General features: G+C 45.3%; 22 protein-coding genes. 14 read left to right on the forward strand and 8 right to left on the reverse strand.

Annotation, left to right across the window (positions count from 1 at the left end):
- Positions 1–250: 250 nt before the first annotated feature.
- The 8 genes from secE to rpoC all read left to right on the forward strand — a co-directional run bounded on the left by secE (position 251) and on the right by rpoC (position 12,271).
- Complete coding sequence (secE, locus tag AB4138_RS02820; RefSeq protein ID WP_010435558.1) at positions 251–628, forward strand: preprotein translocase subunit SecE; 378 nt, start codon at positions 251–253, stop codon at positions 626–628.
- Between the two features lie 13 nt (positions 629–641).
- Positions 642–1,190 carry a transcription termination/antitermination protein NusG gene (nusG, locus tag AB4138_RS02825; RefSeq protein WP_010435556.1) on the forward strand — a complete coding sequence of 183 codons (549 nt, stop codon included), beginning with the start codon at positions 642–644 and terminating at the stop codon, positions 1,188–1,190.
- 213 nt (positions 1,191–1,403) lie between these two features.
- Complete coding sequence (rplK, locus tag AB4138_RS02830; RefSeq protein ID WP_010435555.1) at positions 1,404–1,832, forward strand: 50S ribosomal protein L11; 429 nt, start codon at positions 1,404–1,406, stop codon at positions 1,830–1,832.
- Between the two features lie 4 nt (positions 1,833–1,836).
- Positions 1,837–2,541: a 50S ribosomal protein L1 gene (rplA, locus tag AB4138_RS02835; RefSeq protein WP_372073502.1), complete on the forward strand. Its 705-nt coding sequence runs from the start codon at positions 1,837–1,839 to the stop codon at positions 2,539–2,541.
- 250 nt (positions 2,542–2,791) lie between these two features.
- Positions 2,792–3,286 (forward strand): 50S ribosomal protein L10, encoded by a 495-nt coding sequence (rplJ, locus tag AB4138_RS02840; RefSeq protein WP_017060524.1) that lies wholly within the window; start codon positions 2,792–2,794, stop codon positions 3,284–3,286.
- Between the two features lie 57 nt (positions 3,287–3,343).
- Positions 3,344–3,712 (forward strand): 50S ribosomal protein L7/L12, encoded by a 369-nt coding sequence (gene rplL / locus AB4138_RS02845; protein ID WP_017060525.1) that lies wholly within the window; start codon positions 3,344–3,346, stop codon positions 3,710–3,712.
- Between the two features lie 235 nt (positions 3,713–3,947).
- On the forward strand, positions 3,948–7,976 hold the full coding sequence (gene rpoB, locus AB4138_RS02850; RefSeq protein ID WP_017060526.1) for a DNA-directed RNA polymerase subunit beta: 4,029 nt from the start codon (positions 3,948–3,950) through the stop codon (positions 7,974–7,976).
- A 92-nt stretch (positions 7,977–8,068) separates the two neighbouring features.
- A complete protein-coding gene (gene rpoC / locus AB4138_RS02855; protein WP_017060527.1) occupies positions 8,069–12,271 on the forward strand; it encodes a DNA-directed RNA polymerase subunit beta' in 4,203 nt (1,400 codons plus the stop codon).
- 330 nt (positions 12,272–12,601) lie between these two features.
- Here rpoC and AB4138_RS02860 read toward each other — a convergent pair whose 3' ends face one another.
- Positions 12,602–13,099, reverse strand: coding sequence for an Rsd/AlgQ family anti-sigma factor (locus tag AB4138_RS02860; RefSeq protein ID WP_032546263.1), 498 nt, complete (start codon positions 13,097–13,099; stop codon positions 12,602–12,604).
- Between the two features lie 165 nt (positions 13,100–13,264).
- On the opposite strand from AB4138_RS02860, the gene nudC reads away from it, so the two are divergent.
- Together nudC and hemE are read left to right on the forward strand one after the other, a co-directional pair.
- The gene (gene nudC / locus AB4138_RS02865; protein WP_017060529.1) at positions 13,265–14,074 is read left to right on the forward strand and encodes an NAD(+) diphosphatase; all 810 of its coding nucleotides are present in this window, start codon (positions 13,265–13,267) and stop codon (positions 14,072–14,074) included.
- A gap of 299 nt (positions 14,075–14,373) precedes the next feature.
- Complete coding sequence (gene hemE / locus AB4138_RS02870) at positions 14,374–15,441, forward strand: uroporphyrinogen decarboxylase (protein WP_017060530.1); 1,068 nt, start codon at positions 14,374–14,376, stop codon at positions 15,439–15,441.
- 103 nt (positions 15,442–15,544) lie between these two features.
- Here the strand turns inward: hemE and AB4138_RS02875 are convergent, their stop codons facing one another.
- On the reverse strand, positions 15,545–16,138 hold the full coding sequence (locus tag AB4138_RS02875; RefSeq protein ID WP_017062697.1) for a uracil-DNA glycosylase family protein: 594 nt from the start codon (positions 16,136–16,138) through the stop codon (positions 15,545–15,547).
- Positions 16,138–17,064 (reverse strand): D-2-hydroxyacid dehydrogenase, encoded by a 927-nt coding sequence (locus AB4138_RS02880; RefSeq protein WP_136977255.1) that lies wholly within the window; start codon positions 17,062–17,064, stop codon positions 16,138–16,140. The genes AB4138_RS02875 and AB4138_RS02880 overlap by 1 nt, the downstream gene beginning before the upstream one ends.
- A 71-nt stretch (positions 17,065–17,135) precedes the next feature.
- Here AB4138_RS02880 and AB4138_RS02885 point away from each other — a divergent pair, with 71 nt between their 5' ends.
- Positions 17,136–17,723 carry a YjaG family protein gene (locus AB4138_RS02885; protein WP_017062699.1) on the forward strand — a complete coding sequence of 196 codons (588 nt, stop codon included), beginning with the start codon at positions 17,136–17,138 and terminating at the stop codon, positions 17,721–17,723.
- A 104-nt stretch (positions 17,724–17,827) separates the two neighbouring features.
- Here the strand turns inward: AB4138_RS02885 and AB4138_RS02890 are convergent, their stop codons facing one another.
- Positions 17,828–18,979, reverse strand: a complete 1,152-nt coding sequence (locus AB4138_RS02890; RefSeq protein ID WP_017062700.1) for a CNNM domain-containing protein — start codon at positions 18,977–18,979, stop codon at positions 17,828–17,830.
- Positions 18,980–19,249: 270 nt separating this feature from the next.
- Between AB4138_RS02890 and hupA the strand changes: the two genes are divergently transcribed.
- Positions 19,250–19,522, forward strand: coding sequence for a nucleoid-associated protein HU-alpha (gene hupA / locus AB4138_RS02895; RefSeq protein ID WP_004729753.1), 273 nt, complete (start codon positions 19,250–19,252; stop codon positions 19,520–19,522).
- Positions 19,523–19,569: 47 nt separating this feature from the next.
- Positions 19,570–20,268, forward strand: coding sequence for a DUF1481 domain-containing protein (locus tag AB4138_RS02900; protein ID WP_017633395.1), 699 nt, complete (start codon positions 19,570–19,572; stop codon positions 20,266–20,268).
- A gap of 179 nt (positions 20,269–20,447) precedes the next feature.
- On the opposite strand, the gene purD is transcribed toward AB4138_RS02900, so the two are convergent.
- On the reverse strand, positions 20,448–21,737 hold the full coding sequence (gene purD / locus AB4138_RS02905; protein ID WP_123326539.1) for a phosphoribosylamine--glycine ligase: 1,290 nt from the start codon (positions 21,735–21,737) through the stop codon (positions 20,448–20,450).
- Positions 21,738–22,019: 282 nt separating this feature from the next.
- Positions 22,020–23,612, reverse strand: a complete 1,593-nt coding sequence (purH, locus tag AB4138_RS02910; protein ID WP_048614992.1) for a bifunctional phosphoribosylaminoimidazolecarboxamide formyltransferase/IMP cyclohydrolase — start codon at positions 23,610–23,612, stop codon at positions 22,020–22,022.
- Between the two features lie 325 nt (positions 23,613–23,937).
- On the opposite strand from purH, the gene zntR reads away from it, so the two are divergent.
- Complete coding sequence (gene zntR / locus AB4138_RS02915) at positions 23,938–24,378, forward strand: Zn(2+)-responsive transcriptional regulator (protein ID WP_017062704.1); 441 nt, start codon at positions 23,938–23,940, stop codon at positions 24,376–24,378.
- A gap of 88 nt (positions 24,379–24,466) precedes the next feature.
- Here the strand turns inward: zntR and fis are convergent, their stop codons facing one another.
- Complete coding sequence (gene fis / locus AB4138_RS02920; protein ID WP_004729744.1) at positions 24,467–24,763, reverse strand: DNA-binding transcriptional regulator Fis; 297 nt, start codon at positions 24,761–24,763, stop codon at positions 24,467–24,469.
- A gap of 23 nt (positions 24,764–24,786) precedes the next feature.
- A complete protein-coding gene (dusB, locus tag AB4138_RS02925) occupies positions 24,787–25,755 on the reverse strand; it encodes a tRNA dihydrouridine synthase DusB (RefSeq protein ID WP_032546269.1) in 969 nt (322 codons plus the stop codon).
- Positions 25,756–25,859 lie beyond the last annotated feature (104 nt).

Consider the following 25,859-nt stretch of genomic DNA (forward strand, 5'->3'; position numbering starts at 1 on the left):
GGTGTTGTAGCTAAAATCTTTGCATAAGATTTGACGAACCACTAGTAAAAAGGGCATCATTTGATGCCCTTTTTCTGCGCTAAAAAAAGAGTTGGATGTTTTGACATCGATTTTTGCTCTTAGCAAAGAATTAAACGGTCTTTTTGACTAAAATGACTGTTAGATGTGTTGTTTTGCAACGCAAAGGAATGTGCCCTGCAACAGCGGGGTTATTGTCGTCTATATTTAAGACTTATCACAGGTTGGTTTTATGAAAGCAAACGCTGAAACTCCTGATAGCTCAGGTGCAGCAGATACAATGAAGTGGATTGTCGCTTTTGTTCTGTTGGCTGCTGCTGTTGTGGGTAATTACCTGTATGGTGAATTGTCTGTTGTAATTCGCGCTGCAGGTGTAGTTGTGCTGATTGCTGCCGCACTAGGCGTTGCAGCAACAACAACTAAAGGTAAAGCTGCGATCGATTTTGCAAAAGAATCTCGTATGGAGATTCGTAAAGTTGTTTGGCCTACTCGCCAAGAAACTATGCAAACTACATTGATCGTTTTAGCTGTATGTATTGTTATGTCTCTAGTGCTTTGGGGAATTGACGGCATTATGGTCCGTCTAGTTTCTCTAGCAACTGGGGTGTAGAGGGTTCTGATTCATGAGTGAAGCTCCAAAAAAACGTTGGTATGTAGTTCAAGCCTTTTCTGGCTTTGAAGGTCGTGTTGCACAGTCGCTACGCGAGCATATTAAAATGCACAACATGGAAGAACTATTTGGCGATGTGCTAGTACCTACTGAAGAAGTAGTGGAAATGCGTGCAGGCCAACGCCGTAAAAGTGAACGTAAATTCTTCCCTGGCTACGTATTAGTTCAAATGATCATGAATGATGAATCATGGCACTTAGTACGCAGCATTCCGCGTGTTATGGGCTTCATTGGTGGTACCTCTGATCGTCCTGCACCAATCACTGATAAAGAAGCTGATGCTATCTTGAACCGTCTAGAGAAAGCGAGCGAGTCTCCACGTCCTAAGACAATGTTCGAAGCGGGTGAAGTGGTTCGTGTGAACGATGGTCCATTTGCTGACTTCAACGGTACTGTTGAAGAAGTAGATTACGAGAAAAGCCGCATTAAGGTATCTGTATCGATCTTTGGTCGTGCAACACCGGTTGAGCTTGAATTTGGTCAGGTTGAAAAACTGGACTAAAACTCTAAGTTTTGAACAAGCTGTGGATAAATACTTCATAAGTTGTTCAAAATAAAAGAGTATAAAAAATCACCTTTTTAGGGTTGTTAAAGGCGCGAATTATGATTATAATTTCGCGCCTTTTTGCTTCTGTGGAAGTGAAAAAGAGTTAATTGAATTTATGGGGAGCTCGCCTTGCGGCTAGCGCATGTACCCAAAATATTAGGAAATATCATGGCTAAGAAAGTTGAAGCTTATATCAAACTGCAAGTTGCAGCTGGTATGGCAAACCCAAGTCCACCGGTTGGTCCTGCTCTAGGTCAACACGGCGTGAACATCATGGAATTCTGTAAAGCGTTCAACGCAAAAACAGAATCTGTTGAGAAAGGTCTACCTACTCCAGTAGTTATTACTGTTTACAACGACCGTTCTTTCACGTTCGTAACTAAGACTCCACCTGCTGCTGTTCTTCTTAAGAAAGCTGCTGGCGTTAAGTCTGGTTCAGGTCGTCCAAACACTGAGAAAGTTGGTACTGTAACTGACGCTCAAGTTCAGGAAATCGCAGAAACTAAAGCTGCTGATATGACTGGTGCTGACATCGAAGCAATGAAGCGTTCTATTGCTGGTACTGCTCGTTCAATGGGCCTAGTGGTAGAGGGATAAGATCATGGCTAAACTTACTAAGCGTATGCGCGTAATCCGCGACAAAGTTGACGCGACTAAAGAATACGAAATCAACGAAGCTGTTGCTCTTCTTAAAGAACTAGCAACTGCTAAATTCGTTGAGTCTGTAGATGTTGCTGTTAACCTAGGCATCGATGCTCGTAAATCTGACCAAAACGTTCGTGGCGCAACTGTGCTACCTCACGGTACTGGCCGTGACATCCGCGTTGCTGTTTTCACTCAAGGTGCAAACGCAGAAGCTGCTAAAGCTGCTGGCGCAGATATCGTTGGTATGGAAGATCTTGCTGAGCAAGTGAAAAAAGGCGAAATGAACTTCGACGTAGTTGTTGCTTCTCCAGATGCAATGCGTGTTGTTGGTCAACTAGGTACAATCCTAGGTCCACGCGGCCTTATGCCAAACCCTAAAGTTGGTACTGTAACTCCTAACGTTGCTGAAGCGGTTAAGAACGCTAAAGCTGGTCAGGTTCGTTACCGTAACGACAAGAACGGCATCATCCACACTACTATCGGTAAAGCATCTTTCGAAGCTAGCCAGCTTCAAGAGAACCTAGAAGCACTTCTAGTTGCTCTTAAGAAAGCTAAGCCTTCTTCAGCTAAGGGTACTTACCTGAAGAAAGTAAGCATCTCTACTACGATGGGTGCTGGTGTTGCTGTTGATCAAGCTAGTCTTGATACTCAAGCAAACTAATTTGCTTAGGCGCAGATTTAGTGTATACTTCTGCGCCTAATATTTGTGGTTGGGTGGTTTTAAAGCAATTTGAAATCATCTATCCCAAGACCGTAGGCGCTGTCGATTTTCATTAGATTATTGATAGCTTAATAAAACCTACGTAGGCGATGTTGTGGTTTGAAGTGGATTTATTCATTTTTAAATAACATCGTAAACGCTCAATACATTTTGTATTGGGTGCTGTAATCACAACCAGAGGTTAATCCAAATGGCTTTAAATCTTCAAGACAAAAAAGCAATTGTTGCTGAAGTCAACGAAGCTGCCAGTGGTGCACTTTCTGCAGTTGTAGCTGATTCTCGTGGCGTTGAAGTTGGCGCAATGACTTCTCTACGTAAACAAGCTCGCGAAGCGGGTGTTTACATGAAAGTTGTTCGTAACACACTAGCACGCCGTGCGGTTCAGGGTACAGACTACGAGTGTCTAGTAGACACTTTCACTGGTCCAACTCTGATCGCGTTCTCTAACGAGCACCCAGGTGCTGCAGCGCGTCTTTTCAAAGACTTCGCTAAAGAGAACAAAGATTTCGAGATCAAAGCTGCTGCATTTGAAGGCGCAGTTACTGATGCTGAAGTACTAGCGACACTACCAACTTACGACGAAGCTATCGCACGCCTAATGATGTGCATGAAAGAAGCTTCTGCTGGCAAGCTGGTTCGTACTATCGCTGCACTACGTGACCAAAAAGAAGAAGCAGCGGCTTAAGCCTTGCTTTTCATTGGTTGCAAATTAAACTTATTGTTGACTTAAAAGAGAATTGTTATGTCTATTACTAACGAGCAAATCCTAGACGCAGTTGCAGAAATGTCTGTAATGCAAGTTGTTGAGCTTATCGAAGCTATGGAAGAGAAATTCGGCGTTTCAGCTGCAGCTGCAGTTGTAGCTGGTGGCGCAGCTGGCGGCGACGCTGCTGCTGAGCAAACTGAATTCGACGTAATCCTAACTGCTGCTGGCGCTAACAAAGTACAAGTTATCAAAGCTGTACGTGGCGCAACTGGCCTAGGTCTTAAAGAAGCTAAAGGTCTTGTAGACTCAGCTCCTGCAGCGCTTAAAGAAGGCGTTGACAAAGCTGAAGCTGAAGCTCTTAAAGCACAGCTAGAAGAAGCTGGCGCTTCTGTTGAAATCAAGTAATTATTACTTAATTTCATAGCCGCAAGGCTAATGGCTGGTGGTTTATTAACCACCGGCCTTTTTGCGCTGTAGGGCTATGGCGAAATTTCCGCTGTTTAACCGTCATAATCCGAGCAAAAAAACAGTCATTTTTTCGAAATGATTGTTCACTACCACTAAACAGCTGTTTGTCACCACCCCCTCTGAAGAGTGTTTTGGGTGGTTTGGGTCACTTATCAGCGAGCTGAGGAACCCCATGGTTTACTCTTATACCGAGAAAAAGCGCATCCGTAAGGATTTTGGTACTCGTCCACAAGTTTTGGACATTCCATACCTGTTATCGATCCAGCTTGATTCTTTCGACAAATTCATCGAACAGGATCCAGAAGGTCAATACGGTCTTGAAGCTGCTTTCCGTTCTGTATTTCCAATTCAGAGCTACAACGGCAATTCTGAGCTGCAATACGTTAGCTACCGTCTTGGTGAGCCAGTTTTTGACGTTAAAGAATGTCAAATCCGCGGTGTTACTTACTCAAAGCCACTACGCGTAAAACTACGTCTAGTTATCTTTGATCGAGATGCACCAGCAGGTACTGTAAAAGACATTAAAGAACAAGAAGTCTACATGGGCGAAATTCCGCTTATGACAGACAATGGTACTTTCGTAATTAATGGTACCGAGAGGGTTATCGTATCCCAGCTGCACCGAAGCCCAGGCGTGTTCTTCGACAGTGATAAGGGTAAGACCCACTCATCAGGTAAAGTTCTTTATAACGCACGTGTAATTCCTTACCGTGGCTCATGGTTAGACTTTGAGTTCGATCCTAAGGATAACTTATTCGTACGTATCGACCGTCGTCGTAAGCTACCAGCATCGATTATTCTTCGTGCACTTGGTAAATCGACTGAAGAGATCCTTGATCTGTTCTTCGACAAAGTGAACTTCGAAGTGAAAGACCAAACTCTTCTTATGGAGTTGGTTCCTGATCGTCTACGTGGTGAAACTGCGTCATTCGACATCGAAGCAAACGGTAAAACTTACGTTGAGACTGGTCGTCGTGTTACTGCTCGCCATATCCGTCAACTTGAAAAAGATGGCGTTGAGCACATCGAAGTACCAGTAGAGTACATCGTTGGTAAAGTTGCATCTAAAGATTACATCAACGAAGCAACTGGCGAGATCATCGTTGGCGCGAACCAAGAGATTAGCCTAGAAGCTCTTGCTAACCTGTCTCAAGCAGGCCACAAGGCTCTACAAACTCTGTTCACGAATGACCTAGATCACGGTCCATTCATGTCAGACACTCTACGTGCAGATAGCACAGTAGATCGCATCTCTGCATTGGTAGAAATCTACCGCATGATGCGTCCTGGCGAGCCACCAACGAAAGAAGCTGCAGAGTCTCTATTCGAAAGCCTATTCTTCTCTGAAGAACGTTACGACCTATCAACTGTAGGCCGTATGAAGTTCAACAGCTCTATCGAGCGTGAAGAAGAAGAAGAGCGCGGTACTCTGGATGAATCAGACATCATCGAAGTGATGAAGAAACTGATTGGTATCCGTAACGGTATTGGTGAAGTGGACGATATCGACCACCTTGGCAACCGTCGTATCCGTTCTGTAGGTGAAATGGCAGAAAACCAATTCCGTGTTGGTCTAGTTCGTGTAGAACGTGCCGTTAAAGAGCGCCTAAGCCTTGGTGACCTTGATGCAATCATGCCTCAAGATCTTATCAACGCTAAGCCGATCTCTGCTGCAGTTAAAGAATTCTTTGGCTCTTCACAGCTTTCACAGTTCATGGACCAAAACAACCCATTGTCAGAAGTTACGCACAAACGTCGTATCTCTGCTTTAGGTCCTGGTGGTCTTACTCGTGAGCGCGCAGGCTTCGAAGTACGTGACGTTCACGTAACTCACTACGGTCGTCTATGTCCGATCGAAACGCCTGAAGGTCCAAACATCGGTCTAATTAACTCACTATCTGCGTTTGCACGTTGTAACGATTACGGTTTCCTAGAAACTCCGTACCGTCGTGTAGTAGATGGTGTAGTAACAGAAGAAGTTGATTACCTGTCTGCAATCCAGGAAGGTCAATTCGTAATCGCGCAAGCAAACACCATTCTTACTGAAGAAGGTACGTTTGCAGATGAGCTAATCACAGCTCGTCAAAAAGGTGAATCTGGTCTTCACCCACGCGATCACGTTGACTACATGGACGTTGCGACAAACCAAGTAGTATCTATCGCTGCTTCGCTTATCCCGTTCCTAGAACACGATGATGCGAACCGTGCATTGATGGGTGCCAACATGCAACGTCAAGCTGTACCAACACTTAAGGCTGATAAGCCTCTAGTAGGTACTGGTATCGAACGTAACATCGCAGTTGACTCTGGTGTTACAGCGGTTGCTAAACGTGGTGGTCAAGTTCAGTCTGTAGACGCTTCTCGTATCGTAGTTAAGGTTAACGAAGATGAATTGGTACCTGGCGAAGCTGGTATCGATATCTACAACCTAACTAAGTACACGCGTTCGAACCAAAACACATGTATTAACCAACGTCCAACTGTACTTCCTGGTGAACCAGTTGCACGTGGCGATGTTCTTGCTGATGGTCCTTCAACAGACCTTGGTGAACTAGCTCTTGGCCAAAACATGCGTATCGCATTCATGCCTTGGAACGGTTACAACTTCGAAGACTCGATCTTAGTATCTGAGCGCGTAGTTCAAGAAGACCGTTTCACGACAATCCACATCCAAGAACTATCTTGTGTGGCTCGTGATACTAAGCTGGGTTCTGAAGAGATCACAGCTGATATTCCAAACGTAGGTGAGTCTGCTCTGTCTAAACTAGACGAGTCAGGTATCGTTTACATTGGTGCTGAAGTTAAGGGTGGCGACATCCTAGTTGGTAAAGTAACCCCTAAAGGTGAAACTCAACTGACTCCTGAAGAGAAGCTACTACGTGCTATCTTCGGTGAGAAAGCATCTGATGTTAAAGATACTTCTCTACGTGTACCAAACTCTGTTTCGGGTACTATCATCGATGTACAAGTCTTCACTCGCGATGGCGTAGAGAAAGACAAGCGTGCACTTGAAATCGAACAGATGCAGCTTAAAGAAGCTAAGAAAGACCTAACTGAAGAGTTCCAAATTCTTGAGGGTGGCCTTCTTAACCGTGTTAAAGCTGTACTTCTGTCTGGTGGTTACTCTGAAGCTAAGCTTGATACTATCGGTCGTAAGCAATGGCTAGAGCAAGTTCTAGAAGACGATGCGCTACAAACACAGCTTGAGCAACTTGCTGAGCAGTGGGATGAGCTAAAAGCAGACTTCGATAAGAAGTTTGAAACTAAGCGTCGTAAAATCACTCAAGGTGATGATCTAGCGCCTGGCGTTCTTAAGATTGTTAAAGTTTACCTAGCGGTTAAACGTCGTATCCAGCCTGGTGATAAGATGGCCGGTCGTCACGGTAACAAAGGTGTAATCTCTAAGATTAACCCTGTTGAAGACATGCCATACGATGAGAAAGGTCAGCCTGTAGACATCGTACTTAACCCGCTGGGTGTACCATCGCGTATGAACATCGGTCAGATCCTAGAAGTTCACTTAGGTTTGGCTGCGAAAGGTATCGGTGACAAGATCAACCAAATGGTTAAGGAACAACAAGAACTGCATAAGTTCCGTGAGTTCCTACAGAAGGTTTACGATCTTGGTGATACTCGTCAGAAAGTTGATATTGCTGAACTGTCTGATGATCAAGTTCGTACACTGATCAAGAACCTACGTGGCGGTCTACCGATTGCTACTCCTGTGTTCGACGGTGCTTCTGAGTCTCTAATCAAAGAACTACTTAAACTGGGTGATCTGCCAGAATCTGGTCAGCTTAAACTGTTTGATGGTCGTACTGGTGATTCGTTTGAGCGTCCTGTAACTGTTGGTTACATGTACATGCTGAAACTGAACCACTTGGTTGATGACAAGATGCATGCTCGTTCAACTGGTTCTTACAGCCTAGTAACTCAGCAACCACTTGGTGGTAAAGCTCAGTTCGGTGGTCAGCGTTTCGGTGAGATGGAAGTATGGGCACTAGAAGCATACGGTGCTGCATATACTCTACAAGAAATGCTAACAGTTAAGTCAGATGACGTTAACGGCCGTACTAAGATGTATAAGAACATCGTAGACGGTAACCATAGCATGGAACCTGGTATGCCTGAGTCGTTCAACGTACTGTTGAAAGAGATTCGCTCGCTAGGTATCAACATCGAGCTAGAAGACGAAGAGTAATCCCTCCTTCTTTTTAAAAGAAGATAGGATTATTTGGTAAAAGGGAGCTTGCTACAGCAGTGAGCTCCTTTAACTCCTTACAGGAGCTGAATGTGAAAGACTTATTAAACTTTCTAAAAGCACAGCATAAGACCGAAGAATTTGATGCAATCAAAATCGGTCTATCTTCACCAGACATGATCCGTTCATGGTCTTTTGGTGAAGTTAAAAAGCCGGAAACAATTAACTATCGTACGTTCAAACCTGAACGTGATGGTCTGTTCTGTGCACGTATTTTTGGTCCAGTTAAAGACTACGAATGTCTTTGTGGCAAATACAAGCGCCTGAAGCACCGTGGTGTTATCTGTGAGAAGTGTGGCGTTGAAGTTACACAAACTAAAGTTCGTCGTGACCGCATGGGCCACATCGAGCTAGCTTCACCAGTTGCTCACATCTGGTTCCTAAAATCACTGCCGTCTCGTATCGGTCTACTAATGGATATCCCTCTACGTGATATCGAACGTGTTCTTTACTTCGAGATGTACGTAGTAACTGAACCAGGTATGACTGATCTAGAAAAATCTCAGATGCTTACTGAAGAAGAGTATCTGGATCGTCTAGAAGAGTGGGGTGACGAATTTACTGCTAAGATGGGTGCTGAAGCGATCAAAGATCTGCTTGCAACAATGGACCTTCATCAAGAAGTGGAAGAAATGCGCGAAGAGTTAGAAACGACTAACTCAGAAACTAAGCGTAAAAAAGTTACTAAGCGCCTGAAGCTAGTTGAAGCGTTCATTGCATCGGGTAACGATCCGCAATGGATGATTCTGACTGTACTTCCGGTTCTGCCGCCAGATCTACGTCCTCTAGTACCACTAGATGGCGGTCGTTTTGCGACTTCAGATCTGAACGACCTTTACCGTCGTGTGATCAACCGTAACAACCGTTTGAAGCGCCTTCTAGAGCTAGCTGCTCCGGACATCATCGTACGTAACGAAAAGCGTATGCTGCAAGAGTCTGTTGATGCACTTCTAGATAACGGTCGTCGTGGTCGTGCTATCACTGGTTCTAACAAGCGTCCTCTGAAATCTCTTGCTGATATGATCAAGGGTAAACAAGGTCGTTTCCGTCAGAACCTTCTAGGTAAACGTGTAGACTACTCTGGCCGTTCTGTAATCACAGTAGGTCCATACCTTCGTCTACATCAGTGTGGTCTTCCTAAGAAGATGGCACTTGAGCTATTTAAGCCGTTCATCTACAGCAAGCTAGAAACTCGTGGCATGGCTACGACAATCAAAGCTGCTAAGAAGATGGTAGAGCGCGAAGAAGCTATCGTTTGGGATATCCTGGACGAAGTAATCCGCGAACACCCAGTACTGCTTAACCGTGCACCTACACTTCACCGTCTAGGTATCCAAGCGTTTGAACCAGTACTAATCGAAGGTAAAGCGATTCAGCTTCACCCACTAGTGTGTGCGGCATACAACGCCGACTTCGATGGTGACCAAATGGCGGTACACGTGCCTCTAACTCTAGAAGCACAGCTTGAAGCACGTACACTGATGATGTCGACGAATAACATTCTGTCGCCAGCGTCAGGTGATCCGATCATCGTACCTTCTCAGGACGTTGTATTGGGTCTTTACTACATGACACGTGACAAGATCAACGTGAAAGGCGAAGGTATGTACCTTGCTGGCCCTGCTGAGGCTGAAAAGGCATACCGTACTAAGACTGCTGAGCTACACGCTCGCGTTAAAGTACGTATCACCGAAACTGTAGTAGACGAAGATGGTAACAGCACTACTGAAACGAAGATGGTTGATACAACTGTCGGCCGTGCAATGCTATGGCAAATCGTTCCAGCTGGCCTACCGTACAGCATCGTTAACCAAAAGTTAGGTAAGAAGCAGATCTCTACTCTTCTTAACGAGTGTTACCGTAAGCTTGGTCTAAAAGATACAGTAGTATTTGCTGACCAAATCATGTACGCAGGTTTTGCATACGCTGCACTTTCTGGTGTTTCTGTAGGTATCGACGATATGGTTGTACCTCAAGCGAAATACGATGAAATTGAATCTGCTGAAGAAGAAGTTCGCGAAATCCAAGAGCAATTCCAATCTGGTCTTGTTACTGCGGGTGAGCGTTACAACAAAGTTATCGATATCTGGGCATCTACGAATGACCGCGTTGCGAAAGCAATGATGGATAACCTATCTTCTGAAACAGTTATCAACCGTGACGGCGAAGAAGAACAGCAAGAATCGTTCAACAGCATCTACATGATGGCCGACTCGGGCGCACGTGGTTCTGCAGCTCAGATTCGTCAGCTAGCAGGTATGCGTGGTCTGATGGCGCGTCCAGATGGTTCAATCATCGAAACGCCGATCACAGCGAACTTTAAAGAAGGTCTAAACGTCCTTCAGTACTTTATCTCAACGCACGGTGCTCGTAAGGGTCTTGCGGATACAGCACTGAAAACAGCAAACTCGGGTTACCTAACTCGTCGTCTAGTAGACGTTGCTCAAGACGTTGTAGTACACGAACATGACTGTGGCACGCATGAAGGTATCGACATGATGCCTCACATCGAAGGTGGTGACGTTAAAGTTGCACTTTCTGAGCTTGCTCTAGGTCGTGTAGTAGCTGAAGACGTTCTTAAGCCTGGTACTGAAGACGTACTGATTCCACGTAATACTCTGATTGATGAGAAGTGGTGTCAAATCATGGAAGACAACTCAGTAGATAGCATGAAAGTGCGCTCTGTTGTTACCTGTGATGCAGACTTCGGTTGTTGTGCACAGTGTTACGGTCGTGACCTAGCACGTGGTCACCTAGTGAACCAAGGTGAAGCAGTTGGTGTTATCGCTGCACAATCTATCGGTGAACCGGGTACACAGCTAACGATGCGTACGTTCCACATCGGTGGTGCGGCATCTACTGCAGCAGCAGAGAACAGCATCCAAGCTAAGACAACTGGTACTGTGAAACTTCACAATGCTAAGTTCGTAGTTAACAAAGATAAGAAACTGGTTATCACTTCTCGTGCATCTGAGATGACGATTATTGATGAATTCGGCCGTACTAAAGAGAAGCACAAACTTCCTTACGGTTCGATGCTAACCAAAGGCGACAACGCAGCAGTTACTGCTGGTGAAGTTGTAGCTAACTGGGAAGCGCATACCATGCCAATCATCACTGAAGTGGCAGGTCGTATCCAATTCGTAGATATGATCGATGGTATTACAGTTTCTCGTCAAACTGACGATCTAACGGGTCTTTCTTCAAGTGAAGTTACAGACGCAGCAGCTCGCCCAGCAGCAGGTAAAGATATGCGTCCAGCTATCAAACTTGTTGATGAGCAAGGTAACGACGTAATGATCCCTGGTACTGATATGCCAGCTCACTACTTCCTACCTGGCAAAGCGATTGTAAACATCGAAGATGGCGCTGAAGTTGGCATCGGTGACACACTATCTCGTATCCCTCAAAAATCGAGCGGAAACAAAGATATCACCGGTGGTCTACCACGCGTAGCTGACCTATTCGAAGCTCGTAAGCCTAAAGAGCCTGCGATCCTTGCTGAGCACACAGGTACTGTGTCTTTCGGTAAAGAAACGAAAGGTAAGCGTCGTCTAGTAATCACTCGTGAAGGCGGTGACGCTTACGAAGAGATGATTCCTAAGCATCGTCAATTGAACGTGTTCGAAGGTGAGAAGATTGAACGTGGTGATGTAATCGCCGACGGTCCTGAAACTCCACACGATATCCTGCGTCTACGTGGTATCCACGCAGTAACTCAGTACATCGCGAACGAAGTTCAAGAAGTTTACCGCTTACAAGGCGTAAAGATTAACGATAAGCACATCGAGACTATCGTTCGTCAAATGCTACGTAAGTGTACAATCACTCATTCTGGTGACTCTCCGTTCCTACCTGGCGAACAAGTTGAGTACCACAATGTTAAGATTGCTAACCGTAAGCTAGAAGCTGAAGGTAAAGAACTAGTACGTTTCGAACGTGATCTACTAGGTATTACTAAAGCATCTCTTGCAACTGAGTCATTCATCTCAGCTGCATCGTTCCAAGAAACGACTCGCGTACTAACAGAAGCTGCGGTTTCTGGTAAGCGTGATGACCTTCGCGGTCTGAAAGAGAACGTAATTGTTGGTCGTCTGATCCCAGCTGGTACTGGTTTCGCATACCACCAAGAGCGTCAAAAACAACGTGAAGAAGAGCAAGAAGGTCCTTCAGCTGAACAAGCTACTGACAATCTAGCAGCACTTCTAAACGCTGGTTTCTCTTCAGAAGAGTAAGCTCTACGAGTAGTCTCTAAGAGATAAGAAAAAGGCACCTTCGGGTGCCTTTTTTGTATCTGGCGTATTGGTATTTAGCTATGACTTATAAAGTGATAGGTGTGCTTATCTAGCTGGTGAGGTTGGATTTATGTCCTGAAGAGTGCTCTTTGAGGCCAGTAAGATAAAGGGTAGAGATGACTAGGCTGATTAGGGCTGTAACCATATGCTTATGGCTAAAGGTCAGGGCGAGCGAGTAAGCTCTGTCTGAAAGGTTCTGGGTAGTTTGGATAACCTTACAGACAAAACAAAAAGCTTGCACAGAGGCAAGCTTATTAAGGATTCGGCTAACTAAGCGCCTGGTGGAATCGCTAAACTGTCTGCAATAAGCTGGATAAGATTATCTTCTACTTCAAAACGTAGTTCGAGTAGTTCACCTACTTTGGACATATCTCCTTCGAAGTTAGGCAACTCATCGTCTGCATTTACTTTAACGTACTTATCATTGAATTCTAGAAGCGGCTCGGTTGTAAGTACGATCTTCGCGTAAGTTGTATCAATCTCGTCATTGGTTTTAAAGCCTGTTGCTTGCCATTTTTTCATGACCATATCGTAGATCTTAAAATGACCCTCTGAGATATAATCGACAACATGATCACAGAATGAGCTTATTTCTTTAGGGGAAGGGAGTTCAACAACGTTTGATTGCCCGTTGCTAGCTGGCTGCAAGGCACCTAGCTTACAATACTCAACGATTAGAGACTGTCGAGTTTCGAGCCAATGATCGATGACCTCATTAGAGCCACCCCATTGTTCTTGTATTTGTTTGAATTTATTTAGCATGACCATGTCCTCATGATCTGATCACAACCTTGTGATCAAGTAATTGCCTAAGCAGGGTCCGTTTTATTGGTAGCTACTAAAAGTAATAGCTTGAAATATTCTCTGCTACAACTCTAGTATGAAATTAGATTGCCAGTAAAATGAACGAACTGCAAGCAATGAGGCATAGGGATGTTAAAAAAAAGTGATAACAAAATGACAGAGCAAGCTTATTGGTGCGTCGTTTCTGGTAGTGATATTTGGGTTAATAATGATCAGTTTCCGTTTGGCTCTGCTGAAGAGCTTGGGCTGAGTGTGGAGCATGCAATCTGTATTGGTCAGCATCAAGGTCGCAAGGTGTATTGGCTCAACGATTGTGATGTGGAGAATGAGCTGAGCATGGTCAGCCTAAGAGAGTTACTGCACTGGCCTGAAGTGAGTTTCTTGACTGCAAGCAAAGCCATCCAATATGGGCATATGACTCAAAGTATGCGTTTTTGCCCTCAGTGTGGTGGTCGAAATCATCTCAACCATAACCAGGTGGCGATGCAGTGTGGAGATTGCCGCACACTTCATTATCCTCGTATCTTCCCGTGCATCATTGTCGCTGTACGAAACGACAACAAGATATTGCTTGCGCAGCACCCAAGACATAAGACAGGTATGTATACCGTGATAGCGGGCTTCCTAGAGGTCGGAGAGACCTTAGAGCAGTGTGTGGCAAGAGAAGTCAAAGAAGAAACGGGTATCGATGTCGATAATATTCGTTATTTTGGCAGCCAGCCATGGGCGTTTCCATCAAGTATGATGATGGGCTTTCTCGCAGATTATGCTGGTGGTACGCTCAAGCCTGACTACAGCGAGCTATCGGATGCTCAATGGTTTGACGTAACAAGCCTGCCTGATGTTGCTCCTGTTGGAACCATTGCGAGACAGTTGATTGAGAAAACCGTTGATGACGTGATGAAAGATGGTGTGACTGAGCAGATACTAGAGCACTAATTTGCCTGTGATAGTATTTGGCCTATGGGTGATCAAAAGCTAAAAAAAACCCTCCACAAGTGGAGGGGGTAAGTAAGATGTCGTTATGAGATGCTGAGTAGTGACTACTCAGATGTTATAATTGTAATTTTCGCTAGCGAACAAATTTTTAACATGCTCCCGTAATTGGGTGCAAATTAAGCATTGATTTAAAAGTTAATAACTTGATCTAGGTTGCAAAGCACACAGCTTTTACCCTTCAATCAGTGTTAGAATACTTGCCATCAAAACTAGACAAGATTGAATTGGAATTTAACGGAATGACCGAATTAAAAAACGATCGCTATTTACGCGCACTTTTAAAACAGCCTGTTGATTACACACCGGTATGGATGATGCGCCAAGCTGGCCGCTATCTTCCTGAGTACAAAGCAACGCGCGCTGAAGCGGGCGATTTCATGTCTTTGTGCAAAAACGCTGAACTGGCATCAGAAGTAACACTTCAACCTTTACGTCGTTTCCCGCTTGATGCGGCAATCTTGTTCTCAGACATCCTAACTATCCCTGATGCAATGGGCTTAGGTTTGTACTTTGAAACAGGTGAAGGTCCTAAGTTTGAGCGTCCTATCACGTGTAAAGCTGACGTAGAGAAGATTGGCCTACCAGATCCAGAAGGTGAGCTTCAATACGTAATGAATGCCGTTCGTCAGATCCGTAAAGACCTGAAAGGCGAAGTGCCACTGATTGGTTTCTCTGGTAGCCCATGGACTCTAGCGACATACATGGTTGAAGGTGGAAGCTCTAAAGCATTCACTAAGATCAAGAAGATGATGTACGCAGAACCACAAACGCTGCACCTGCTTCTAGATAAGCTGGCTGACAGTGTTATCGAATACCTGAACGCGCAAATTAAAGCGGGTGCTCAATCGGTAATGGTATTTGATACATGGGGTGGTGTACTGACTCCTCGTGACTACAACCTATTCTCACTGCAATACATGCACAAAATCGTTGATGGCCTAATCCGTGAAAACGAAGGTCGTCGAGTACCGGTTACTCTGTTCACTAAGAACGGTGGCATGTGGCTTGAGTCTATCGCAGCAACAGGTTGTGATGCGGTTGGTCTAGACTGGACTATCAACATCGCAGATGCAAAAGCTCGCATCGGCGACAAAGTTGCTCTGCAAGGTAACATGGATCCTTCAATGCTTTACGCTCAGCCTGAACGTATTCGCGAAGAAGTGGGCAGCATCCTTGAAGGCTTCGGCGACGGTGGTACCGGCCATGTATTTAACCTAGGCCACGGTATCCACTTAGATGTACCGCCAGAGAACGCTGGTGTATTCGTTGACGCTGTTCACGAATTGTCTAAGCCTTACCACAAGTAATTCTGAGTAAGATTATTGAAAGCGCTGTTGGGAAACCAACAGCGCTTTTTTATTGCCTGAAATTGGCATTTGATGGCGGTTTAATCTTGTTGTGTGCAGTTAATTAGGTATTTGGATCATGGTAGGCCAAATGCTCAGAGATGTGTTTCCTGATATAAGGAATGACTTCACTTTCAAACCAAGGGTTCTTCTTGAGCCAGATATTATTGCGTGGCGAAGGGTGGGGTAATGGCAAAAACTCAGGCGCCCACCTTTGCCAATCACGCACGGTTTCGGTCAATGTGCTGGTGGTTTTGTTTGTTAGGTAATGGTTTTGTGCGTACTGGCCAATCAGCAGTGTCATTTGAATATTGGGTAGAGATTGCAGCACTTTGTTGTGCCAAAGCCCCGCGCACTCTTTGCGTGGTGGGAGATCGCCACTTTTCCCTTTCCCCGGATAACAAAACCCCATAGGCACAATCGCGACTTTTTGCTCGTCGTAAAAAGTATCGCTATCTACCCCTAACCATTCTCTTAGTCGTTCACCACTGGCGTCATTCCAAGGTATCGACGACTCATGCACCTTGATACCCGGCGCTTGGCCTATGATCAGCAAGCGCGCGTTTGGATGCGCTTGAATCACCGGGTTGGCACCGTGTGATAGGTGAGGCTTACAAGCTCGGCATTGTCGAATCTCTTTAAGTAACGAAGAGGACATCAGTAACCTTTTTCAAAATCGATGACATGATTAAGTGTAAAGCCATCTCGCCACTGTTTGTAATTCTCTGCGAAGATCTCGACTACTTGTCTTGGCTCACTGAGTGCAGCGATGTGTGGAGTGATGGTGACTTGCGGTAGTTTCCAGAAAGGATGTTCCTGAGAGAGGGGTTCACTTTCAAACACATCTAAAAATGCGTGTTCTACCCATCTGTTTTTTATGGCGAGCAACAAGGCTTTATTGTCGATGCTTTCCCCTCGACCGACATTAAACAGCAACACATTAGAGCAGTAACCTAACGTGGTTTGGTTCAACAGCTGATAGGTTTCAGCGGTTGATGGCAAGGTGTTGACCACAATATCGGCCTGCTTAAGGGCAGCCTCTATCTCATTGATGTGGAAAGTCTCTTTAAAGGTTTCTTGTTTGGATGGGATGCCGGTACGGTTGACACCTATGGTATGAATACCAAAAGCCGCCGCGGTTTTTGCCAAATGACTGCCGATTGAACCTGTTCCTAAAATCACCATAGTTTTGTCAGTTAGGCTAGTATAAAGCTGTGGCTGCCAGTTTCGTTGTTGTTGATGCTGGTGGTAATGAGGGAAGTGTCTACAGTGACTGATTGTGTAACCCAATACGTATTCTGCGATAGCCGGGCCAAAGATGCCTTTGACGTTGGTTAGCGTATAGTCCTGACGCAGATCTGGCTGAGTGAGTTTATTGATTCCGGCATAGGTACTCTGTACCCAGTCTAGCTCTTTAAACTCGCCGAGGCGTTCTGCGATTAGAGGTGGTGACGCCAAGACAATCTGTGCTGATTCGGGGTTTTGAGTGATTTCTAGGTCGGGTAAATCCTGGTTTAGAATCAGTTGCGTATAGGTATCGTCATGCTCAGTAAGAATATAGAGCTTATTCGTAAAATTGTTCATCGGCTTACCTTTTCCCCCCAGGGTTTATCAAGTACACTTTCGCTGTCTTTTTCTGCAATTATTGAGTGACTATGCTTCAGAATCCACTGCAGGTTCGTCTTGAAAAGTTAGAACCTTGGCAACAAATTACCTTTATGGCGTGTCTATGTGAGCGTATGTACCCTAACTATGCCATGTTTTGTGAGAATACAGAATTTGCGGAAGCTCGAATCTATCGTGATGTTTTGGATAGCATTTGGGAAATCCTGACGGTTAAAACAGCAAAGGTGAACTTTGAGCGTCAACTTGAGAAGGTTGAAGAGCTATTCCCTAGCGGTGATGATTTTGATTTTTATGGTGTTTACCCAGCAATGGACGCATGCCAAGGCCTAGCAACGCTAATTCATGGTCTGCTTGACCGTGAACATATGTTGGAAGCGGTAATTAAAGTGAGTCAACAATCGGTGAAGACGGTTGCTGAGCTTGAGTTTGCTCAAGGCGCTGAAGAAGTGACGAACGAAAACCAGAAAGAAAACGAAGCGGTGTGTGAAGAGTGGGACGTTCAGTGGGCCATTTTCCGACCTCTACGTGAAACGACTGAGCGTGACTTAGAGCTGATCAAAGACCTACGCCACGAACTGCGTGAAGACCCAGTCAGTAACATTGGTGTTGCGCTATAATTCGCAATTGCACCAAGGTACGAATAAAAACAAAGGCTCCCTAGGGAGCCTTTGTTGTATCTGACGGTATCAAATTTAGATTAAGCGTCTTTTTTGTCTTCGTTCTACACTTTGTCTTTTGATGCCTTATCTTTTGATGCGTCGTCGTCATTCGTTGATTTTGCATCTGAAGAGTCGTTGTCTGCTGGAGTTTCTTCCTCGTCCTCGTCATCGCGGTTTTCGATAACACCGTGTGTCTCTTTCCACTTCTCCCAGCGTTGGAACGCCAGTTCTTGCATGTCAGTCGTCTTATCCGCTTCGTCGACAATCTCTTCGCCCACTAGGTGCTCAAAGATGTCTTCTAGGGTGATGATGCCCTGAATAGTGCCGTATTCGTCCACAACTAAAGACAGTTGCAGGCGGTTTGCCATCATCTGGTCAAAGGCCTTAGCCAAGCCCATGTTGTTCAGCAACACGTGGATAGGGCGCATTACTTCACCCAAAGCTTTCTCACCACAACCGGCTTGCTGCAATCTAAACAGCTCTAAGCGGTGAACAAAACCGATGATGTTGTCACTCTGCTCGCTGTAAACCAGCGGACGTGAGAATGGCGTGTCTTTATGTTGTTCTAGGAACGTATTCACACTCATTTCCGCATCAACACGGAATACCACTGGGCGCGGCGTCATTACCTGAGTCACGGGTACATCTTGAATACCCAGTAGGTTGCTCAGGATTTTTGACTCGCCTTCTGCAAATTCACCGCTCTCTTTTGCCAAAATCGCCATTGCAGATAACTCATCACGCATTTTTGGTGCTTGGTGGCCACGAGCAAGACGTTTGGTGATCTGTTCTGAGAACCATACAAACGGTGTTAGGAAGAACACCATCCAACGAAGCACGCTTGCCGAAGCAGGAGCAAGTTGACGCCAGTAGGTTGCACCAATGGTTTTTGGAACAATCTCAGATAATACCAAGATACCTAGCGTTAGCACGGCAGAGAAGACACCTAACCATTGGCTACCAAAAACGACAGCCGCTTGTGCACCTGCTGTCGCAGCACCGATAGTATGGGCGATGGTGTTGAGCGTTAAAATTGACGCAAGCGGGCGGTCAATATCTGTTTTCAGTTTGTCTAAAGACTCTGCTGCAGGGTGCCCATTTTGTTTTAGTTGAGCAATGTAGCTCGGACTAATACTCAAAAGTACAGCTTCCAAAACAGAACAAATGAAAGAAACTCCAATAGCAATGGAGACGTAAATAGATAGCAGCAGCATGTTTGCCCTTAAATTAAATTGTACGCTTTAGCAGCGATTCAGCGTGGATTATAGTGAAAAAGTAGTGGCTAGGTCATCATTAATTTTGCTCTCAGCCCCTTTTAAACAAGGGCTTGCTTAATAAAATCAGTAACAAATTGTGAGTTATTACTCATATTATGGCTAAAACTACGGCATTAGAGCTAAAGATCGACGACAAACCTTTGCCAGATGGGGCATTTATGTTTTAGAGTGAATTGAATTCAAAAATACAAAGAAGGGAAACCTAAAATGAACAAGACTCAATTAATCGACTTTATTGCTGAAAAAGCGGACCTTTCTAAAGCACAAGCTAAAGCTGCTCTAGAAGCGACTCTTGGCGGTGTTACAGATGCTCTTAAAGATGGCGATCAAGTTCAGCTAATTGGTTTTGGTACTTTTAAAGTAAACCACCGTGCAGCTCGCACTGGTCGTAACCCAAAAACTGGTGATGAGATCCAAATCGCTGCTGCAAATGTTCCAGCATTTGTTGCAGGTAAAGCGCTGAAAGATTCAGTGAAATAATCTAAACTGTACCGAGGTAGTCGTATTCCACCTCGGTACAGGTTTTTATGAAAAAAGCATTTCTTCTCGTTTCACTATTATCTACATTTCTTATTGGCTGTTCTTCAACAAGCCCTCGCAAAAACCTAGAGCAATTTGAAACTCACACTGGCGGCCAAGTCATGGGCGACGCGACAAGTTTCTACTGGGTCACCAATAAGCTAACACAACCTCATACTTCAGCTGACTACGTCACTGTGGGCGATTACGGCTGGTACCAAACTGACTATGCTTGGTCGGAAGGTGTACTGCGTGAATTCATTCGTGAAGGTGAACAGCGTAATTCATCGAATGAGCTAGTCCCTTATCGCGTCCATGTGCGTTTCAATAAGTCAGGCGAAGCTGTGTATCAACAGTATCGTCTTAACAACAAGATCTTACCTATCCAAGCTAAACAGCTTGAGAACTACCAGAAAGAAGCTAAGTCGGTTCTAGAGACCACAATGAAGCAATATGACGAAGGTTTTCGACTGATTCAGGGTTACTGGAATGGTAGCTCTTTCGAAACATGCTCTGGCGGCGAATTTGATAGCTTTGAGTTTAACCAGACCTTGCCAAGCTTCGTGATTGACCGATTGGCGTCAGTGGAAAGCTATGCAGCGTTTCTAGGCAGCGATTCACTCGGTAAAATGTCGGTTGAAGAGCTACTGATGTTAGCTGATGACAGCCATGACTGTGTGACAAGGCCTTCATTACTTAAAGAGTAGTGGGTAATCAAAGAATTAAGAGTATTTGGCCTACTGTAGGCCAAGTGCTGATTTGTCTGTACAGATGCAGATTAAGCAATAAAAAAGGCGCCTGAGAGGCGCCTTTTTTCATTTTGTTGCGAACAGTCTTTTACGGTCACTCACTTACCGTATTCGGATTAAGCGAGTGACAGTATTGATTACTGCTCTTGCTCGCGCGCAATCGCACGGTAACCAATGTCATTGCGGTGGAACATACCATTCCAGCTAACTTGCTTCGTTAACGCGTAAGCGCGTTCCTGAGCCTCAGAAACCGTGTTGCCTAGTGCTGTTGCACACAGTACACGGCCGCCGTTTGTCACAACGTCGCCAGCTTCGTTATTTGTAGTACCTGCGTGGAAAACCTTTTGGCCTTCAACTTCGCTTGTTGGTAGTGAAATAACGTCACCTTTTGCGTAGTCAGCAGGGTAGCCGCCAGCTGCAAGAACAACACCGATCGAAGCGCGTGGATCCCACTTAGATTCTGCTTCGTCCAGTTTCTCGTCGATAGCCATTAGGCAAAGCTCAACAAGGTCTGACTCCATGCGCATCATGATAGGTTGCGTTTCAGGGTCGCCGAAGCGGCAGTTGTATTCGATAACCTTAGGTGTGCCGTCAGCATCGATCATTAAGCCAGCGTAAAGGAAACCAGTGTAAGGTGCGCCTTCAGCATCCATACCACGTACCGTTGGGTAGATAACTTCCTCAAGGATACGGTTGTGGATTTCCGGAGTCACAACTGGAGCTGGAGAGTAAGCACCCATGCCGCCAGTATTCGGCCCCGTGTCTTTGTCGCCAACACGTTTGTGATCTTGGCTGGTGGCCATAGGCAGAACGCTAGAGCCGTCAACCATTACGATGAAGCTTGCTTCTTCGCCTTCAAGGAACTCTTCGATAACCACGCGGCTGCCTGCTTCGCCAAAGGCGTTGCCCGCTAGCATGTCTTTGATTGCGTCTTCAGCTTCTTCAAGTGTCATCGCAACGATCACGCCTTTACCAGCGGCAAGACCGTCTGCTTTTACTACGATTGGTGCGCCTTGCTCACGTACGTAAGCGATAGCTGGGTCAATCTCAGTAAAGTTTGCGTAGTAACCTGTTGGGATGTCATGACGAGCTAGGAAGTCTTTCGTGAACGCTTTTGAACCTTCAAGCTGCGCTGCTGCTTGAGTAGGGCCAAAGATAGGCAGACCGACTTCGCGGAATGCATCAACCACACCAATAACCAATGGCGCTTCAGGACCAACGATAGTCAGTTCGATTTTTTTCTCTTGAGCAAACGCAACTAAACCAGCGATGTCTTCAACACCGATGTTTACATTCTCAAGTTTCGGCTCAAGTGCAGTACCTGCGTTACCTGGAGCAATGAATACTGTTTCAACGTTTGGGTTCTGTGCTGCTTTCCAACCTAGTGCATGCTCACGACCGCCGGCACCAATAATCAATACATTCATGTTTTAAAATCCTTATAGCTGCTTCAGAGTCTTTATTTCTGTGTCAAACATGCTCACTTATAGTCATAAGCTCCGCGTGTTTTCCTTGAACTAAAGTCACTGACTTGCTCTACGTATTTCAAATATCGGAATATTTAAAAAACAAAATTATAAGTTTTGCTCAAAGTAGTTGGTGATGTGGCTAGGCAGCAATTGAGCCCATCCCCGGGAGCATAGCTCGCTATGTGACCGGGGTGGGCGAAAGCAGCTAACGACGCCACAGTGCCAAATACGAAGAGGAAATTAGTGGCGGAAGTGACGCATGCCTGTAAAGATCATCGCCATGCCGTGTTCGTCTGCTGCTGCGATAACTTCGTCATCACGCATAGAGCCGCCCGGTTGGATAACACACTTGATGCCAGCTTCTGCTGCCGCGTCGATACCGTCACGGAATGGGAAGAATGCATCTGATGCCATCACACAACCTTCAACCTGTAGACCTTCGTCTGCAGCTTTGATGCCTGCAATTTTCGCAGAATAAACGCGGCTCATTTGGCCTGCGCCCACACCAATAGTCATGTCGCCTTTCGAGTAAACGATAGCGTTAGATTTAACGTACTTCGCTACTTTCCAGCAGAATAGCGCGTCTTTTAGCTCTTCAGCTGTAGGTTGGCGCTTAGAAACCACTTTAAGGTCATCTTCAGACACCATGCCTTGATCGCGGTCTTGAACCAGTAGGCCGCCGTTAACGCGTTTCACGTCAAAGCCAGTTGTCTTAGTTGTCCACTCGCCACACTCAAGTAGGCGAAGGTTTTTCTTAGCCGCTACGATTTCTACTGCTTCAGCAGAAACAGAAGGTGCAATGATAACTTCAACGAATTGACGCTCAGTGATAGCCGTTGCTGTTGCTGCGTCTAGTTCACGGTTGAAAGCGATGATGCCGCCAAATGCAGACGTTGGGTCTGTTTTGAATGCACGGTCATAAGCTTCTAGGATATCTTCACCTAGTGCTACACCACATGGGTTAGCGTGCTTAACAATCACACATGCTGGCTGGTCGAACTCTTTCACACACTCAAGTGCTGCGTCAGTGTCAGCGATGTTGTTGTAAGAAAGCGCTTTACCTTGAATCTGGCGAGCGGTAGACACTGACGCTTCTTCAGGGTTTGCTTCAACGTAGAATGCCGCTGCTTGGTGGCTGTTCTCACCGTAGCGCATGTCTTGTTTTTTCTCGAACTGTTGGTTGAACGTGCGAGGGAATTTGCTTTCTTCGTCACCTTCTTTGTTCTCGCCGTAGCTAGGAACCATAGTGCCGAAGTAGTTTGCGATCATGCCGTCGTAAGAAGCGGTGTGCTCGAATGCTGCGATAGCGAGGTCGAAGCGAGTCTCTAGTGTTAGAGATTTATCGTTCGCGTCCATTTCAGCGACAACGCGCTCGTAGTCGTGTGCGTTAACAACGATCGTTACGTCTTTGTGGTTTTTCGCTGCAGAGCGAACCATTGTAGGGCCGCCGATGTCGATGTTCTCAACAGCATCAGCAAGGGTACAACCTTCTTTAGCAACGGTTTCTGCGAATGGGTATAGGTTTACAACAACCATATCGATAGGGTTGATACCGTGAGTTTCCATCACGTCATCATCTTGGCCACGACGGCCTAGAACACCACCATGAACTTTTGGGTGCAGAGTCTTAACACGGCCATCCATCATTTCTGGGAAACCAGTGTAGTCAGATACTTCTGTAACAGAGATGCCTTTTTCAGCAAGCAGGCGAGCAGTGCCACCGGTAGATAGGATATCTACACCACGGTTAGCAAGAGCTTGTGCAAATTCAACGATACCAGTTTTGTCTGATACGCTGATTAGAGCGCGGCGAATTGGACGAGCGTTATTCATGCTTCCATCTTCCTCAAATTCATGGGGTTAAAATAAAGATATTTGCCAAAAAAGAACTTGTTTCTATCTTCTTAGCGTGGATTATCTTAGATACCAGTAAGAGATAAAATATTGGCCAGTTTTGGTAAAGACCTTTTGGGTTAGTCTTATGATTAAGCTATAAGATAACCAACTCCAAATTTGATGGCGCAGATTCTAACTAATTTATTACAAAAAAGCTCGCGCAATCGTTTGGCATCTCAAAATTAATTATGAAAAGTGCCATTTCAGCCTGAAAAGTAACGATAAGGTTAATTGTGGAATGGACGAAACAGTAGGAAAAAACATGTTTCAGATCGGTGAATTAGCGAAGCGATGCGGTGTGACAGCCGATACCTTGCGATTTTATGAGAAGAATAACCTGATCGCGCCAGCCAGTCGCAGTGACTCGGGTTATCGCCTATATGATGAAAATAACCAGAAACAGGTGACGTTTATTCTCAAATCTAAAGCGTTGGGGCTGAGTTTGGACGAGATTAAAGAATTGCTTGAGATTCGCCTCGAGGCCACACAGCACAGTTGCGCTGAAGTGAAGTCGATTACCTCAGCAAAGCTAGAGATGATTGATGAGAAGATTACCGAGTTAACTAAGATTCGCACCGCACTTAAAAAGATTAATGATGCGTGTTGTGGTCACGTAGACGATGATGCAAGCCATTGTTCGATTCTAGCAGCCTTGGACTCAGCAAACGTCGACAAAGGTCGCTGCTGTCGCACTGGAGAGTAATCAGCGACTATCACGGATCGACAAGCCAAAAAAAAGCCAAACTCAACAATGAGCTTGGCTTTCAATTCAATAAATTACGAAAGAACGATTAGTTCATGCCGTATTTTTTAAGTTTCTTGCGAAGAGTACCGCGGTTAATACCCATCATGGTTGCTGCGCGAGTTTGGTTACCGCGAGTGTACTGCATGATAGTGTCTAGTAGTGGCTGTTCAACTTCAGCTAATACTAATTCGTATAACTCGCTGACTTCTTGACCGTTTAATTGAGCAAGGTAATTTTTCAATGATGCTTTAACTGAGTCACGTAGTGGCTTCTGCGTGATTTGGTCTTGTGATGTAACTGTAGTTACTGTCAATGCTTCTGAAGTCAGATTTTGTTCGAACATATTCGGTCTAGCTCTTCTCGTAATTATGGTGCAACGTTATCAAAAAAACCTTCTAGCGCTTCAAGCTGCAGATCACCTGCTTCGAATGCGTTGAAGGTACGGCGAAACTCACTCGCTTGTTCATGTTCTTTTAGATACCAACCCACATGCTTACGAGCGATGCGAGGGCCTAAAAACTCTCCATAAAATTCATGTAGAGCGTGCACATGACCAAGCATGATGTCTTTCACTTCCGAAATCGGGAGTGGGTCCATCGTGGTGCCGTTTTCCAAATAGTGTAGGATTTCGTTAAAAATCCAAGGACGTCCTTGGGCAGGTCGACCTATCATTAAAGCATCAGCGCCGGTGTACTCCAGCACAAACTTCGCTTTTTCCGGACTATCGATATCACCGTTAGCGATAACCGGAATAGATACTGCTTGTTTCGCTGCTTTAATGTGTTTGTATTCTGCCTCACCTTTGTACATACAAGCGCGAGTTCTTCCATGGAGCGCAAGAGCTTGTATGCCGCAGTCTTCGGCTATTTTCGCGATTTGGACACAGTTTCTATTGTCTGTATCCCAGCCTGTGCGCGTTTTCAACGTTACTGGAACGTCGACAGCATTGACCACCGCTTTCAGAATGTCTTCAATGAGTTCTGGATGCTGCAGTAAGGCTGAGCCCGCAAGCTTCTTATTCACTTTTTTGGCTGGACAACCCATGTTGATATCGATGATTTGCGCACCGTTATCGACATTAAATTGAGCAGCCTCGGCCATAAGCTGTGGATCTGCACCAGCGATTTGTACTGAACGAATGCCCGATTCGCCTTCATGTACCATACGCTGCTGAGACTTTGACGTTTTCCAAACTTTCGGATTGGAGGACATCATTTCACTGACTGCCATCCCCGCACCGTAGCGAAGACACAACTCACGGAATGGTCTATCCGTTACGCCAGCCATAGGAGCGACGATTAGATTGTTCTTAAGTTGATAATTTCCGATTTTCAAAAATGTCATCACAGTTCTGTACCAGCAAGGGCGCGCATTTTACGCATTTTTTCGCTGCGTGAAAAGACTAATATTTGAGCATTTACAATTTGTTTTTGTAATTT

Origin of the sequence: Vibrio sp. 10N.286.52.C3 (assembly GCF_041468865.1) — a bacterium.
Taxonomy (GTDB): domain Bacteria; phylum Pseudomonadota; class Gammaproteobacteria; order Enterobacterales; family Vibrionaceae; genus Vibrio; species Vibrio crassostreae_C.

What these genes read in the sequence shown, in the direction of transcription:
- AB4138_RS02875 (WP_017062697.1), bottom strand. Translation starts at nt 16,138, where the DNA reads ATGTCCTCTTCGTTACTTAAAGAGATTCGACAATGCCGAGCTTGTAAG.
- AB4138_RS02900 (WP_017633395.1), top strand. Translation starts at nt 19,570, where the DNA reads ATGAAAAAAGCATTTCTTCTCGTTTCACTATTATCTACATTTCTTATT.
- secE (WP_010435558.1), top strand. Translation starts at nt 251, where the DNA reads ATGAAAGCAAACGCTGAAACTCCTGATAGCTCAGGTGCAGCAGATACA.
- AB4138_RS02890 (WP_017062700.1), bottom strand. Translation starts at nt 18,979, where the DNA reads ATGCTGCTGCTATCTATTTACGTCTCCATTGCTATTGGAGTTTCTTTC.
- rplJ (WP_017060524.1), top strand. Translation starts at nt 2,792, where the DNA reads ATGGCTTTAAATCTTCAAGACAAAAAAGCAATTGTTGCTGAAGTCAAC.
- rplA (WP_372073502.1), top strand. Translation starts at nt 1,837, where the DNA reads ATGGCTAAACTTACTAAGCGTATGCGCGTAATCCGCGACAAAGTTGAC.
- rpoB (WP_017060526.1), top strand. Translation starts at nt 3,948, where the DNA reads ATGGTTTACTCTTATACCGAGAAAAAGCGCATCCGTAAGGATTTTGGT.
- rplL (WP_017060525.1), top strand. Translation starts at nt 3,344, where the DNA reads ATGTCTATTACTAACGAGCAAATCCTAGACGCAGTTGCAGAAATGTCT.
- hemE (WP_017060530.1), top strand. Translation starts at nt 14,374, where the DNA reads ATGACCGAATTAAAAAACGATCGCTATTTACGCGCACTTTTAAAACAG.
- purH (WP_048614992.1), bottom strand. Translation starts at nt 23,612, where the DNA reads ATGAATAACGCTCGTCCAATTCGCCGCGCTCTAATCAGCGTATCAGAC.
- rplK (WP_010435555.1), top strand. Translation starts at nt 1,404, where the DNA reads ATGGCTAAGAAAGTTGAAGCTTATATCAAACTGCAAGTTGCAGCTGGT.
- AB4138_RS02880 (WP_136977255.1), bottom strand. Translation starts at nt 17,064, where the DNA reads ATGAACAATTTTACGAATAAGCTCTATATTCTTACTGAGCATGACGAT.
- nudC (WP_017060529.1), top strand. Translation starts at nt 13,265, where the DNA reads ATGTTAAAAAAAAGTGATAACAAAATGACAGAGCAAGCTTATTGGTGC.
- AB4138_RS02860 (WP_032546263.1), bottom strand. Translation starts at nt 13,099, where the DNA reads ATGGTCATGCTAAATAAATTCAAACAAATACAAGAACAATGGGGTGGC.
- hupA (WP_004729753.1), top strand. Translation starts at nt 19,250, where the DNA reads ATGAACAAGACTCAATTAATCGACTTTATTGCTGAAAAAGCGGACCTT.
- AB4138_RS02885 (WP_017062699.1), top strand. Translation starts at nt 17,136, where the DNA reads ATGCTTCAGAATCCACTGCAGGTTCGTCTTGAAAAGTTAGAACCTTGG.
- zntR (WP_017062704.1), top strand. Translation starts at nt 23,938, where the DNA reads ATGTTTCAGATCGGTGAATTAGCGAAGCGATGCGGTGTGACAGCCGAT.
- purD (WP_123326539.1), bottom strand. Translation starts at nt 21,737, where the DNA reads ATGAATGTATTGATTATTGGTGCCGGCGGTCGTGAGCATGCACTAGGT.
- fis (WP_004729744.1), bottom strand. Translation starts at nt 24,763, where the DNA reads ATGTTCGAACAAAATCTGACTTCAGAAGCATTGACAGTAACTACAGTT.
- nusG (WP_010435556.1), top strand. Translation starts at nt 642, where the DNA reads ATGAGTGAAGCTCCAAAAAAACGTTGGTATGTAGTTCAAGCCTTTTCT.